This is a genomic window from Deinococcus aquaedulcis (genome assembly GCF_019693445.1).
GTDB lineage: Bacteria > Deinococcota > Deinococci > Deinococcales > Deinococcaceae > Deinococcus > Deinococcus aquaedulcis.
On record NZ_JAHRBL010000025.1, the window covers coordinates 1 to 13617 of the forward strand.

Genomic DNA, 13617 nt, shown 5'->3' on the forward strand with positions numbered 1-13617 from the left:
GCTCGCGGCCGTTGACGAGCGATGTGCTTGGCTGATGACCCAAGAAGCTCTGGTTTCGCGCACGACGTACTTCCACTGGCTTCCCAATGCGTAATGTCCAATCTTTACTTCTTTTTCGTATGACCTGTGATCCGCCGGATGACCTGCCTTCACGCTCCCCGGCGGTGTGGCTTCGGAATCCTGACCTTCACCCGGCCAGTGCGCCCGCCATTGCAGCGGCTGCCGTACTTCACTCGCCATTCCACCTTCGCCTGCCGGACACTCCGAAAGCCAGGGATTCGCATTGCCCTCAGTGTGTACCGGAACTCTGACAGCGGGTTGTCAGGACCTAGAGGAAACCAAAAGAAAAAAGCCGCCTTCTTCAGCGGTGATAAGAACAATATAGCGCGGTATGCAGCCAGGGTCAAGCGCCAGCAGGCGAGGGCAAAAAAGCCGTGTGGATGCGGAGCGACAGGGGATCAGGGCTAGCCGACTATGCAGAGTGGTGGCGGTCTCTTCCTCCAGAGGTGACCGCGCTGACACAGGAGCCTGAAAACAAAAAATCCGCCCTTCGCGGACGGTGATAAGACCAATATAGCGTGGTATGCAGGTGGCGTCAAGGCCCTGGATTGGATCAGGAAAATAGAGTGTGGGAGCGGTTCTTTGTTGGGGCAGAAGTGTAGCGAATGCATACACGTTGCCATGAGATTCAGAGCCTCATTCGCCGCACCAAAGCAGGTGGGCGAATTCTGTCGTCTCTCGGGGTTCTGGCAAGAGGGGCAGCAGCACTCACCTAGCCCCAAAACAAAAAATCCGCCCTTCGCGGACGGTGATAAAACCAAGATAGCGTGGTATGCAGCCGGCGTCAAGTTCAGCGGGTCGATGAAAAAAAGGCCGTGCAGGACGGCTCCGCCGGGCATCACCCACAGGTTCGCCTATTCAGGTCAGAGCCGGCAGCAGGCTGACCACCGCCGCGATGGTCGGCACACTGAGCACAGAACTGAAAAAGGCGGTGCGGGCCACGGTGTCAGCGTCGCCGCTGTACTCGCGGGCAATGAGCAGGGCGTTGACCGCTGTGGGCATGCTGGCCGAGAGCACCAGCACCGCCAGGGCCTGCCCACCCAGGCCGCACAGCAGCCCGGCGCCCAGGCCCAGCAGTGGGCCGCCCAGCAGGCGCGCGGCAGTGGCCAGGGCCACCCGCAGGTCCAGGCGGGGCCAGCCAGCCGCCCCCAGTTGCAGGCCCAGCGACAACAGCACCACTGGCAGGGTGGCCTGGGCCAGCAGTTCCACCCCACGCATCAGCCCGGCGGGCAGGTGAAGGTGCAGGGCCCGCAGCAGCAGGCCCACGCCGACCATCCAGACGGCGGGCAGGCGCACCATGTTCAGCAGCAGGGCCGCGCCGGCCCGGGGCTGGCCGGGCACTCCGGCGCTGTACACCACAGGCGCCACCAGGTACATGCCCACAAAAGACATCAGAAACAGCAGCGTGGCCTGGGCAAAACCTGTCTTGCCAAAGGCGAACAGGGCGATGGGCAGGCCCATGTTGCCGCTATTCCAGATCGCCACGCTGGCCATCAGGCTGCGCTGTTCCGGCACCGGGCGGCCCAGCCCGCACAGCCACCCCAGGCCCAGGCAGCCCGCCACAGTCAGGGTGTAGGCCGCGCCCAGCGCCAGGGTTTCGCCCGCCTGCACCGGGGTGGTCAGCAGCACCTCCAGCACCAGCGCCGGCGAGAGCAGATACAGCGTGATGCGCGCCACCGTGGCCTGATCAATGGGCAACCGGGCCGAGAGCAGGCCGCCCAGCCCGGCCACCAGCAGCACGGGCAGCAACACGTCGCTCAGCGCCTGCCACACAGGGGCCCATGCTGGCACGGGCGGGCAGGGCCCGGGGCCGACCCGTGCAGGCAGGTGGGGGCAGGGCGGCTTCAGCTGGCGGCCAGCAGCAGGCGCGTGGGGCAGGGGGTCCCCACCAGCCCGGGCCAGTCGCGCCCCACCGCCGCTTCGTCGTGGCGGCGCTCCAGCAGGTATTCCTGCACGCGGGCCATGCTCAGCAGGCCGCCCGGCACCCCGGCGCTCAGGGCCTGCACCTGCGCCTCCGGCCAGGCTGGCCAGAAGCGGCGCAGCATCCCGGCCACCTGGGCGGGCGTGGCGTTGCCTAAGGGCAGGTGCCGGTCGGCGCGCCCCGGGCGGATCAGGGCGGGGTCCAGCCCCGACAGGTGGTTGGTGGTCATGAAGGTCACGCGGCCTTCGCCCGCCGCCACGCCGTCGAGGGCATTGAGCAGCCCATTAAAGGACAGCTTCACGGCCGCCGAGCGGGGTTCGCGGCCCACGAAGACGGCGTCAATGTCTTCTAGCAGCAGCAGGGCGCGCCGGGGCAGGTTGCCCAGCAGCGTGTTCAGGCGGTCATCGGTCAGTTCGGGGGCGGCCAGATTCAGCACGCACACGTTCAGGCCGTAAGCGCCAGCCAGCGCCGCCACAAGGCTGCTTTTGCCGTTGCCGGGCGGGCCGTGCAGCAGGTAGCCCCGGCGGTAGGGAATGCCCATATCTGCGTACCAGTCCCGGTCCTGAAAAAAGGCGTCCAGGTCGCCACGCAGCGTGTCCAGCACGCCGGCGCTGTAGATCAGGCTGGTCAGCGGGCGCGCCGGGCGGCGTTCGGCCAGGGACCAGCTGTCGTAGCTGGGCACATGGATCTCAATGCGGCCGTCGCCCCGGCCGGCGGTGGCCTCGTAGGCTTCGCGCAGCAGCTCGGCCACGACCGGGCGGGCGCGGCTGAGCATGCGAAAGGTGAGGTTGTGGTCAAAGCCCCCGGCCGCGCGGCCCGGCAACTGGCGCTGGGTGCGGCTGGGGCGGGCCAGCAGCCAGTGGCCCCGGTAGCGCAGCAGCACCTGCCCGCTCAGGGGCACCAGCCGCACGTTCACCTCGTCGCCGTCGCGGTCCAGGCCCAGGCACAGGTTCTGGCCGCCCATCTGTTCGTTAAAGCGGGTCACCACGCCCAGGTGGCGCAGGTGCACGCCCACCGGCTGCGCGGCCAGCCACGCCGCCAGCCAGGGAAACGCGGCGTCGTCGCCCTGCACCTCCAGCGTGAGGGTCGCCCGGCCCTTGAGCCAGCCCCAGAGCTGCGCGGGCAGCGTGCGGGCCTGCACGGCCAGCGCGCTGAGCACGGCGATCAGCAGGCCGCCCTGGGCCAGTTCGTTGTGGGTGAGGGTGTGGCGGACGGCGGCCTCCAGCTCACGCCAGAGGGTCAGGGGATCAGGAATGGTCATGGCATGCTCCGCAGCGAGGGGGCGTGGAAGGGGCGGACCTTGCCCACGGACACGGGCAGGTGCAGGGGAACACAGGGCCGCGCCGGGCGCGGGCATGTGGCCAGCGCCGGGATGGCGCAGGCGATACACCCAGCATAGGCGGCAGGCCGCGCGCCCTCCTGCGCCAAATGGCGCAAACGGGGCCTGACCGACTGGCGGGTTGCAGGGGCTGGAGGTGAATGGGCGGTGTTCAGGGCACCCCCTTCCAGCGAGGGCAAGGCCAGAAAAAGACGGACGCCCACGCGGCTTGCGGGCGTCCGTGTCTTGCTGGAAGGCTGCGGCGTCAGTCGGGCTGATCTGCTGCGGGCGCCGGGGCCGCGCCGCGCAGCGCCGCCCAGTAGGTGTCCAGGGCCTGCCGGCCAGCAGGGGTGATGCGGTAACTCGTGACCGGCACCTTGCCCCGGAAGGTCTTGACGATGGCCACGTAGCCGGCGTCTTCCAGCTTGGCGGCGTGGCTGGAAAGGTTGCCCTTGCTGAGGCCCAGGGTGGCTTCCAGAAACTTGAACTCGGCGTCCTGGGCACCAGCCAGCAACGAGAGGATGGCAAGGCGCACGGGCTCGTGGATCACCCGGTCCAGGCCCAGCAGCGCCTGCATGGCCCCAGGCAGCGCCGACTCAGTCATGCTGGGCCCCACGGTGCCCTGAGGGCAGGCCCAGACGGCGGCGCACCGCGCGCAGTTCGGCCGTCACCTGCCGCGCTTCAGCATGTTGCCGCAGGGCCAGCCACACCAGGAACAGGGAACAGCCAACCAATGCGGCCAGTTGCGCTGTGCCGCGCCACGCTTCGGCGAAGTCCGTGCGCCCACCGATCAGGGTGGCGGCCAGCAGCAGGATGCCCAGCCCGGCGGTGCGCGTATGCGACTGATCCAGAAAGCGAAACAGGCCAGGAACAGTGACCACCAGCACCAGCAGGGCGGACACGGGCACGCCCTGCAGACTGGGAAAGGCGTCGGTCACCCAGCCCAGGTGTTCAGCCAGCAGGCCCACAGCGACGCCAGCGCCAATCCCGGCCAGCAGCCCCCAGCTGAAGGGGCCGGAGCGCGGCTGTTCCGTGACCGCCCCAAGGGTCTGATAGTGCTTGCGGCTCAGCCGCACCACCGCGATGAAGCCCAGGGCCACGGCGGCGGTCCAGAGCATGAGGCTGGTGGGGGCCGCGCCTGAACGGGCCAGGGCGAAGGTCAGGGGCAGCGCAGCGGCGCCGTACAGGTGGCCCAGGCCCAGTGCAGACGCCGAGAACCGGGCGTAGCGTTCGGTCAGGTGTTGCAGCTGCGTGTAATCGGCGGGCAGGGGAGAGGAGGCGGTCATGGCCTTACCTCGCTGCCGGGCGCTGGCCCAGGCGTGGCGCCACGAGCAACACCACGCCGCCCAGCAGCACCACCGGCTTGACCAGCAGCAACAGACCCAGGGCCACCAGAATTACCCCCAGGACCAACCCGGCCGCCACCCGGCGCTCCGGCACCAACGCGGCCACGACCAGGGCCAGCACCAGCGGCAGCACGAGACTGGCCGCCGGAGTGCCCGTCAGTTGGCTGCTGGCCAAGGTGGCCAGGGCCATCAGAGACAGAGTGATGCGCTGGGCCTCTGCCGAGGTCAGCGACCAGGACTGGGGCAACCGGGGACGGATCAAGGTCTGTGGCATAAACTAAGTTTGCATCACAGACCGGTCTGTGTCAAGGAGGGGTTTGTGATGTTAATGGCGGTCGGGCCTGCCCCCACGAGCCATCTCCTCTCTGCGTGAAGATCAGCGTTCCTGTCCCCGTATGTTCAGAGGCTGCCCAGCCATAGAAAAAGGCGCCCGGAGGCGCCGTCGGTGGGTTGAGAGCAGGGCTGAGAGGTTGAATGTGGGGTCACAGCGGCCCAGCGGCGCCGGAGCCAGACCCCCGGATGCTCGGCAGTCCTGCAGGTTCCCGCTCTCAGGTGAGGTGAATGGGCAGGGTGGGGGCCAGCCACACGCGGCCGGTGCCCCGGTAGGCCTGCACGAAGCCTTCGCCGGTCTTGCCGCTGCCCAACAGGCCACGGGCGCTGCGCTCCACCTTGAACTCCAGGCCATCGGTGTAGGCCACCACCAGATTGCCGTCCACCTTCAGGGTCTCGCCGCGCAGTTCCAGCACTTGGAATTCTTCGGGCGGCACCGGGCTTTGCAGGGCGAAGATCCCGCTGCCCGTCAGCTTGGGCTGCACGCGGCCCTCGCCGCTGCCCACGGCCTGGGCAAAGCCCTGGTTCACGTGGCGGCCCACCTGCAGGTCGCCCACGCAGGCCACGAAGGCGCCGTCATCCACGATCAGGCTCTCGCCGCGCAGTTCGCCCAGCAGCAGGTGAAGGCGGGTGGGTTCGGTAAAGAGGGTGCCGCTGCCCTTGTAGGCGGTTTTGTACATGCCTTCGCCTGTGGCCGCCGCTGTGACGGCCCCGCGCAGAAAGCCGCCCAGGCCGCCGCCACTGCCGCTGGCGCTGACCGCCTGCATCTCCAGTTCGCCGCGCAGGTACTGCAGGGCGCCGGGTTCCAGCACTGCCTGCCCGCCGCCCACATGCACCGCCAGCTGCCGCCAGCGCCGGGGGCGCGATAAGGACTGGTGGTAGCCGCTGAGGGGCGCTTCCATGGGCGCGGCGCTGTACTCAATGACTTCCAGCTTGTGGCCGTGGGCGCTCAGTTCGCGTTCGGTGCTGCCAGTCCAGGTGAAGTCCATGTGGACGGGTACGCGGGGTGTGGCCCAATCGTTCCCAGGGTCACCATGCCCCGGCGTGGCGCTGGCCCTGGGCTCCTCCTTCACGCCAGGGTCAGGGCGCGCAATTCATGCAGCCCAGGCGTGTGCAGTTCGGCGCGGTCGCGGCCCCCCGCCTTGGCCACGTACAGCCGGGCGTCGGCCAGCTTCAGCAGGTCGCCCACCGCTGGCGCTTCCTGCAGCGTGGCGCCCCCCAGGCTGAGGGTCACGGTGACTCCGCCTGTCATAGGCGCGCTGCGCACCGCCTGTTGCAGCGCGGCGCTCAGGGCGTCGGCGGGCACGCCGGGGGACAGCAGCACCAGAAATTCCTCGCCGCCCCAGCGCGCCACCTCGCCGCGCCCGGCCAGGGTCCGGCGCAGCCGCGCGGCCACCTCGCGCAGCACCTCGTCGCCTGCGTCGTGGCCCAGGCGGTCATTGATGGCCTTGAAGCGGTCAATATCCAGCAGCAGCGCCGCCGCGCCCTGTCCGGCCTGGGCGGCGCGCTGCAGGCGGTCCATCATGGCGCGGCGGTTGGGCAGGCCCGTCAGGGGATCGGTCAGGGCCAGCCGGGCGTAGGCGCGGGCCTCGGCGCGTTCCAGCGACACCGCCTGCCCAAAGGTGGACAGGTGCGCGGCCAGCAGCCCCACCAGTCCCAGTTCCCACAGCAGGGCCACGGGGCCGCCCCGCAGCGCCACGGCCACGCCGTAGGCCGCAAAGACCCCCAGCACGTAGGCCAGCGCCCCCGGCAGCGGCAGAATGCTGAACCCCGCCAGAAACAGAAAGCTGCCGGCAAACAGCAGCTGCGCCGACACCTCTCCCCCGGGTGGCACCTTCAGCAGTTGGGCCAGCACCAGCCCCGTGGCCGCCAGCAGCACCCCGTAGTCCACCCAGCGCCAGGGCACGCGCCGGGTCAGCAGCAGGGCCCAGGCGCCCGCGCAGACCAGCGCGCCCAGCAGCGGCCAGTGCGCAGCGGCCCCCGGCTGCCCCAGCAGCAGCGCCCCCACCGCCAACTGCATCACACTGGCCAGCCCACTCACCCACAGGTACATCCGGCGGCGGTTGGCCTCTGTCAGGCGCCAGCGCGGCCGGGCGTTCATGGCCCCACCGTACGGGGCCCCCCCTTCCAGTTTTCTCACGCATGGGAAGACTGAACGTTAAAGGGTTAAGGTACATGCCTCAGCCAACAACAGAAAGTCCCCAGGCGTGAACCCGGGGACTGTTCGGCTGGGGGTGCTTAGACGGCGAGCACCTGACGGCCGTCGTAATAGCCGCAGCTGGGGCAGATGTGGTGGCTGAGCTTCTTGGCGTGGCACTGGGGGCACTCGCTCAGGTTGGGGGCCACGAGGGCGTGGTGGCTGCGGCGCATGTCGCGCTTGCTCTTGCTGGTCTTCTTCTTGGGAACGGGGTGCTTGGCCATGTTGGGTTCTCCTGGGCCGCGCGGCGTTTGCTCGCCGGGGCGCGATTCTCGGGCCGCAGGGGGGCGCCCCCGGCCGAGACAACAGCCGGGAGTATACCATATGCCGCCCAGGTGAAGCCACGGCCAGGACAGGGGGCACTGTGGGGGAGGGTGGTGGGGCTCGGCCACGCCCGGCGCGCCCCCGTTACAGTGGAGCCGTGCACGAGCTGGAGTGGTCGCCCATCACGCTGGAAGCGGGCCTGCGCGCCCTGGACCTGATCGGCGTGCTGGCCTTTGCCCTGTCGGGGGCGCTGCTGGCGGTGCGCAAGCGGTTTGACCTGTTTGGCGTGCTGGTGCTGGGTTGCGTGACCGCCGTGGGCGGCGGCGCCATCCGCGACACCCTGACCGGACAGACCCCGCCCCTCTTTCTGCGCGACGAGGCGTACCTGTGGGCGGCGCTGCTGGGTTCCGGGCTGGCGTTTCTGTTCGGGGCGCGGCTGGCCCGCTTTGAGCGCACCCTCAGCCTGTTTGACACGGCCGGGCTGGCGCTGTTTGCGGCGTCGGGGGCCATTGGGGCAATCAACTTCGGGCTGGGGCCGCTGGGCGTGGTGTTTGCGGGCATGCTGTCCGGGGTGGGCGGCGGTGTGATCCGCGACCTGATTGCCAACGAGGTACCGGAAATCATGTACCGCAGCGAGCAGCTGTATGCCACCGCCGCCGCTGCAGGCGCGCTGACGGTGTGGCTGCTGTACCCGCATGTCACGCCGTTTCAGGCGCAGTTTGGCGGGGCGCTGGTGGTGGCGCTGCTGCGCTGGCTCTCGCGCCGGGGCTGGGCCCGCCTGCCAGTGCGCCGCCTCCCCGAGGGCTAAGAAGAAAGGGAAGCGCGAATCAAACAGGTCAATCGGAGCGGGAGAGAGCAATGGTTCGGCTGGTGTTCAAGCCCGGCAAAGTGGCAGGGGCGAGAACGTCAGCCCGGGCATCGGGTCCCCATCCCAGCCTTTGCGGGTCCCGTACAAGGAGGGAAAGCGCCGCGTTGATTGAGTCGCCCCGCCCCAACTGAACCCGGCTGCAAAATCAGGGCTCGGGTGTGGTCTTGGCACCCCGGCTCAGTTCCCATTTCTGGGCCTTGCCGCCAGAAGCCACCCCAGCGGTAAGCGGGCGTACAGGTGACCAGGGCGGGCCCTGGTACAAGGGGAGGCCATGATTCACGATGCGCGTGTGCAGCCGCTGCGCCCCGGGGAAGCGGGCCGGCGCGGGTTCGTGTTGCTGTGGGTGCAGGCCAGCGTGCGGGTGCGCGACAACCACGCCCTGGAATACGCCGTGCAGGAGGCCAGCCGCCTGGATTTGCCGCTGGTGGCGGTCTTTGGCCTGACCCCCGCGTACCCCGAGGCCAACGCCCGGCACTACCTGTATCTGCTGGAGGGTCTGCGCGACCTGCGACGTGAGCTGGCGGCGCGCGGCATTCCCCTGCGCGTGGCCCTGGGCACGCCGCCCGAGGTGGCCCTGCAGGCGGCGCAGGAAGGCGCGGCCCTGGTGGTCACCGACGTAGGGTACGTGCGCGTGGCGCGCGAGTGGCGGGCGTGGCTGCGCGAGCGGCTGACGGTGCCGCTGGTGCAGGTGGAATCCGAAGCCGTGGTGCCGGTGCGCGTGGCCAGCCCCAAGCTGGAGGTGGGCGCGCGCACCCTGCGCCCCAAACTGCACCGCCTCTGGCACGAGTATCTGGTGCCCCTGGAGCCGCGCGAGCTGCGCCGCACCACCACCGACTGGGCCCTGGGCCTGGACCTGCACAGCCCCGCCGCGCAGGTATCAGCCCTGCCCGTGGATCACAGCGTGCCCCCCGGCGCCGAGGAAGGCGGTGAGCACGCCGCGCTGGACCTGCTGGAAGACTTCGTGACCCGCAAGCTGGAGACCTACCACCTGCGCCGGAACGACCCCACGGTGGACGGCAGCAGCCGCCTGAGCGCCGCGCTGCACTACGGCCACCTCTCGCCCCTGACCGCTGCCCTGGCCGCCCGTGAGCACCCCGGCCCCGGCACCGACATGTTCCTGGAAGAGCTGATCGTGCGCCGCGAACTGAGCTTTAACCTCTGCACCTACAACCCCGCCTATGACCGCTACGAGGGCCTGCCCGCCTGGGCCCGCGCCACCCTGGAAGAGCACGCCGGGGACCCGCGCGAGGCCCTGTACACCCGCGAGGAACTGGACGCCGCGCAGACCCACGACCCTTACTGGAACGCCGCCCAGCGCCAGATGACCCGCACCGGGCGCATGCACAACTACATGCGCATGTACTGGGGCAAGAAGGTGCTGGAATGGACCCACACGCCCCAGGCCGCCTACGAAACGCTGGTGTGGCTGAACAACCGCTACGAGCAGGACGGCCGCAACCCCAATTCCTGGGCGGGGCTGGACTGGGTGTTCGGGCAGCACGACCGCCCCTGGGCGCGGCGCCCCGTGTTCGGCATGGTGCGCTCCATGACCGCCGCTGGCCTAAGGCGCAAGTTCGACGCCGATCTGTACGCGCGCCAGTGGGCGTAGGGGCGCCCTTACAGTGGAGCCCATGAGGGCCCCCAGCATCCCCGAGCTTGCCTGCCACACCACCGTCAGCGGCGCGCGCCTGTACACCCTGCCGCTGCGCGCCTTTACGGGCCTGCGCGCCAATGCCTACCTCGCCGTGCAGGGCGACCCGGCGCGGCCCGGGTACACCGCCCTGGTGGACACCGGCAGCGCCCAGCCGGACAGCGTGGCTGACCTGCAGGCCGCCCTGGCGGCGGTGCGCGCGGCGGGTGAAGCGGTGACCTGGGACACGCTGCGCCGCGTGGTGCTCACCCATCCGCACCCCGACCACGCCGGTGGGCTGGCCGCCGTGCGCGCCCTGAGCCCGGCCCCGGTGGCGGCGCACGAGTGGGCCGTGCCCATTCTGGAACGCCCGGAAGAGCGGCGCGACGCCTGGACCGTCGCCGTGGACGGCCACCTGCGCTGGGCCGGGATTCCGCTGGACAGCGATTACGCCGCCCGGCTGCGGCGCCGGGGCCAGAACCTGATGCAGCCGCCCGCCGGGCCCGTGGAGGCGCTGCGGGACGGGGACCGGCTAGACGGCCTTTTTGAGGTGCTGCACACCCCCGGTCACGACGGCGCGCAGGTGTGCCTGCGGCTGGACGAGGTGCTGCTCAGCGCCGATCACCTGCTGCCCCACCACTCGCCGCCGCTGATGCCCGAGCGCTACCAGCGCGGCGCGGGGGTGCGCCACTACCTCGCTGCGCTGGACCGGGTGGCCGCCCTGCCGGGGATCACGCTGGCCCTGGGCGGCCACGACGGTCCCATGCCCGACCCCCAGGGCCGCATTCAGGGCCTGCGGGCGCGGCTGCAGGCCAAGCTGGCCGCCGCCCGCGCCGCTGCCCAGACCCCCACCACCATCTTTGACCTGACGCATCGCCTGCACCCCACCCTGCGCCCGCTGCAGGCGATCTTGCTGCTGGACCAGACGGCGGCGCTGGTGGAGCACTTGGTCGAAACCGGCGCGGTGCAGGCCGACACCCGGGACGACGGCGCCCTGCTGGTGCAGGCCCGGTGAGCGGGGCCGCACTGCCCCCCGGGGTGCTGGCCCACTGGGGCTTGAGAACTTCGAACCCCCTGGGGGGCCGCCTGAACCAGCACTGGGCGGTGCAGGTGCAGGGGGAGCGTGCGGCCTTGCGCCGCTGGCACGGCGACGAGGCCCAGGTGCGCTATGAAGCGGCCCTGGTGCAGCAGGTTTCAGGCCTGGGCTGGGCAGTACCCACGCTGCTGGCAGAGCCGCTGCTGGCCCAGGGCGCGTGGTGGAGCCTGCACGCCTGGGTGCCGGGCGAGGCCCCGGCGCGTGAGGCCGCCCGGCAGCGGGGCCGCTGGCTGGCAGAGGTGCACGCGGCTTTTGCGGCCCTGCCCCCGCTGCCGCCGCGTCCCGGCTGGCGCCCCGCCCACGCCGCGCTGTTGGACGCAGAGACGGACGCCCTGCTGGACCGCTGCGAGGCCGCCCGGCCCGCTGAGGTGCGCCTGTACCGCTGGCACCTGCACCGGGCGCGGGTGGCGCTGGAGGGGCTCAATCTTCAGGATCGCCCCAGTCATCTGCTGCACGGCGACTTCACCGCCTGGAACCTGCGCGCGCAGGGCGGGCGCCTGACGGGGCTCCTGGACTTTGAGCTGGCCCGCCCCGACGACCCGGTGGCCGAGTTCGCGCTGGCGTGGCGCGGCGTGCACGACGAGGTGGTGGCAGGGTACGACGAGTTACACCCCCTGGGTGACGAGGCCCGCGCCCTGCTGACCCCATTGTGGTGGGCCCACCTGCTGGAGGGCGCCGCCCTTCACCTGCGCGCCGGCACCCAGGACGACGGCTGGACCGCGCGCAAGCTGCAGGTGCGCTCACCCCTGATGGGCCCGCTCGCCGCGCCCTACCCGGGCTGAGGGGTCAGCTGCGGTACCTTAGAGCGTTATGACCCCGGAGCGTTACGCCAAGATTCTGCGCGTGCTGAGCAGGCGCCAGCCCACCCTGACGGTCCTGATGGACGAGGTGAACAAGCCCCACAACCTCTCGGCCATCGTGCGCACCTGCGACGCGGTGGGGGTGCTGCGCGCCCACGCCGTGCCCCCCCGGGGCGGCAAGCTGGCCGACTTTGAGGGCCACACCTTCGAAGCCACCAGCGGCAGCGCCCACAAATGGGTGCCGGTGCAGCGCCACGCCGACGCCGTGCAGGCCGTGCGCGAGTTACAGGCGCAGGGCTTTGCGGTGCTGGCCACCCACCTCTCGCAGCGCAGCGTGGACTACCGCGAGGCCGATTACACCCGGCCCACCTGCGTGCTGCTGGGCGCCGAGAAATGGGGCGTGTCGGATGAAGCCGCCGAGGCCGCTGACATGAATATCGTCGTGCCCATGTTTGGCATGGTGCAGAGCCTGAACGTGTCGGTGGCGGCGGCGACCATCCTGTTCGAGGCGCAGCGTCAGCGGCTGGCCGCCGGCCTGTACGACACGCCCCAGCTGAGCCCCGAGCAGCTGCGCGCCTGGGCCTTTGAGTGGGCCTACCCGGATCTGGCCCCCGCCTACCGTGAGCGCGGCGAAGCCTACCCGGCACTGGACGAGCACGGCCAGATCGTGGGGAACTGAGAGGGGAGACGGCAAAATCCACGCGGGGTCAGCGCTCTCTGCCACGCAGGCATGTCTGGTGCGCCCGGAGGCGCTGGGCTCTCTAGCGAACCGTCACCATGACATACCCAGCACTGACCGCATTCATGGCTGAGCCCACCCCAGGAATCCGAACTTCAATCGCGTATCGGCCAGGGGCGAGGACCAGTGTGCGGGCTTCCTGATGGACTTTCCCAGGCGCGATCACTTGCTCGCGGACATCTGCGGTGCAAAACGATTGTTGCTCTGCGGCGTTCGGATACACCACGTCCCTTGATCCGGCCTTGAGGACACGAACGCGCAGACTTGGGGTGCAGTCTTGCTGCGGGTCTCTGCTCCAGAACAGGCGCAGAGGCGTGCCCTGTGTATTGGTCAGTTGCGCGCTCACGACCACTTCGCCAGCCTTTTGGCCAGGCTTCACAGCCAATTTCGTGGTGAGGCCTGCGAAGGAAGTGAGGCCCAGTGCCGCAGAGGAAACGAGGGCCATGCAGGACATGACCAGCCAGCGTGAAGAAGAGGACACACGGCATGATGCCATGCCCCGAACTTTGCAGGACGTTCTTTTGTGCCCAGAACAGAGCCCGGAGGGGTTGAAGTTGTCCCCCTCGCCCCCATGTGGGCGAACGAAGCGAGTCTCCGTGGCAGACAGCGGCACCCACAGAATCAAGGGGCTGCCTTTCAGCGCCAGCGTGGACCGGACAGCCGTTACGAGGAGGGCTGACCGCAGATGCTGAGCCAGCGACGCCTGCGTGAGCCCAGCAGAGGTTGTGGCCATGGAGCAGACGGCGCCAGAGCTGGTTGACGGGAGATCGCGCCAGGCGTAGCGGAAGCAAGTTTGAGGCGGATCAAATAGACAGAAGGTGGCCAGGACATGCCGCGTGATGCAGGGCCAGCCCCCAAGCGTACGCCTCACAGTCCCATTCCTGTACGAGAGACAACTCAAGTGCGGTCTGGACCCAGGCTGGGCCGCTGCTGTGAAACCCGTTCCCTGTGTTTGGCCCAATGCCGCTGAACCTCTTGCGGCGTGCCCAGCCCTCAGCTGGCGCCTGGCCGTCCTGGAGTACTTGCGTGCAAATCGTTCATGAACCCC

General features: G+C 69.8%; 15 protein-coding genes. 5 read left to right on the top strand and 10 right to left on the bottom strand.

Annotated features, from left to right (window positions below):
* The 9 genes from KMW22_RS17475 to rpmF form a co-directional block, all read right to left on the bottom strand.
* Positions 1-240, bottom strand: a 240-nt coding sequence (locus tag KMW22_RS17475; RefSeq protein ID WP_221091312.1) for a hypothetical protein, incomplete at its 3' end; no start/stop codon positions are given.
* A gap of 678 nt (positions 241-918) precedes the next feature.
* On the bottom strand, positions 919-1833 hold the full coding sequence (locus KMW22_RS17480; RefSeq protein WP_328774749.1) for an AEC family transporter: 915 nt from the start codon (positions 1831-1833) through the stop codon (positions 919-921).
* Between the two features lie 71 nt (positions 1834-1904).
* Complete coding sequence (locus tag KMW22_RS17485; protein WP_221091314.1) at positions 1905-3242, bottom strand: AAA family ATPase; 1338 nt, start codon at positions 3240-3242, stop codon at positions 1905-1907.
* Between the two features lie 322 nt (positions 3243-3564).
* Entirely contained in the window at positions 3565-3903 is a 339-nt protein-coding gene (locus KMW22_RS17490; protein ID WP_221091315.1) for a winged helix-turn-helix domain-containing protein, read from the bottom strand.
* Entirely contained in the window at positions 3896-4585 is a 690-nt protein-coding gene (locus tag KMW22_RS17495) for a hypothetical protein (protein ID WP_221091316.1), read from the bottom strand. Before KMW22_RS17495 ends, KMW22_RS17490 begins: the two co-directional genes overlap by 8 nt.
* A gap of 4 nt (positions 4586-4589) precedes the next feature.
* The gene (locus KMW22_RS17500) at positions 4590-4919 is read right to left on the bottom strand and encodes a hypothetical protein (protein WP_221091317.1); all 330 of its coding nucleotides are present in this window, start codon (positions 4917-4919) and stop codon (positions 4590-4592) included.
* Between the two features lie 274 nt (positions 4920-5193).
* On the bottom strand, positions 5194-5964 hold the full coding sequence (locus KMW22_RS17505; RefSeq protein ID WP_221091318.1) for an AIM24 family protein: 771 nt from the start codon (positions 5962-5964) through the stop codon (positions 5194-5196).
* An 80-nt stretch (positions 5965-6044) separates the two neighbouring features.
* A complete protein-coding gene (locus KMW22_RS17510; RefSeq protein WP_221091319.1) occupies positions 6045-7076 on the bottom strand; it encodes a GGDEF domain-containing protein in 1032 nt (343 codons plus the stop codon).
* Positions 7077-7213: 137 nt separating this feature from the next.
* The gene (gene rpmF, locus KMW22_RS17515; protein ID WP_107137128.1) at positions 7214-7396 is read right to left on the bottom strand and encodes a 50S ribosomal protein L32; all 183 of its coding nucleotides are present in this window, start codon (positions 7394-7396) and stop codon (positions 7214-7216) included.
* A 197-nt stretch (positions 7397-7593) separates the two neighbouring features.
* On the opposite strand from rpmF, the gene KMW22_RS17520 reads away from it, so the two are divergent.
* From KMW22_RS17520 to trmH, 5 genes are all read left to right on the top strand, one after another.
* Positions 7594-8244, top strand: coding sequence for a trimeric intracellular cation channel family protein (locus KMW22_RS17520; RefSeq protein ID WP_221091320.1), 651 nt, complete (start codon positions 7594-7596; stop codon positions 8242-8244).
* A 331-nt stretch (positions 8245-8575) separates the two neighbouring features.
* Positions 8576-9913, top strand: a complete 1338-nt coding sequence (locus tag KMW22_RS17525) for a deoxyribodipyrimidine photo-lyase (RefSeq protein WP_221091321.1) — start codon at positions 8576-8578, stop codon at positions 9911-9913.
* A 22-nt stretch (positions 9914-9935) separates the two neighbouring features.
* Positions 9936-10949 carry an MBL fold metallo-hydrolase gene (locus KMW22_RS17530; protein ID WP_221091322.1) on the top strand — a complete coding sequence of 338 codons (1014 nt, stop codon included), beginning with the start codon at positions 9936-9938 and terminating at the stop codon, positions 10947-10949.
* Complete coding sequence (locus tag KMW22_RS17535) at positions 10946-11812, top strand: phosphotransferase enzyme family protein (RefSeq protein WP_221091323.1); 867 nt, start codon at positions 10946-10948, stop codon at positions 11810-11812. Before KMW22_RS17530 ends, KMW22_RS17535 begins: the two co-directional genes overlap by 4 nt.
* Before the next feature lie 28 nt (positions 11813-11840).
* Positions 11841-12509, top strand: coding sequence for a tRNA (guanosine(18)-2'-O)-methyltransferase TrmH (trmH, locus tag KMW22_RS17540; RefSeq protein WP_221091324.1), 669 nt, complete (start codon positions 11841-11843; stop codon positions 12507-12509).
* A gap of 82 nt (positions 12510-12591) precedes the next feature.
* Here trmH and KMW22_RS17545 read toward each other — a convergent pair whose 3' ends face one another.
* The gene (locus KMW22_RS17545; RefSeq protein ID WP_221091325.1) at positions 12592-13050 is read right to left on the bottom strand and encodes a hypothetical protein; all 459 of its coding nucleotides are present in this window, start codon (positions 13048-13050) and stop codon (positions 12592-12594) included.
* Positions 13051-13617: the final 567 nt, after the last annotated feature.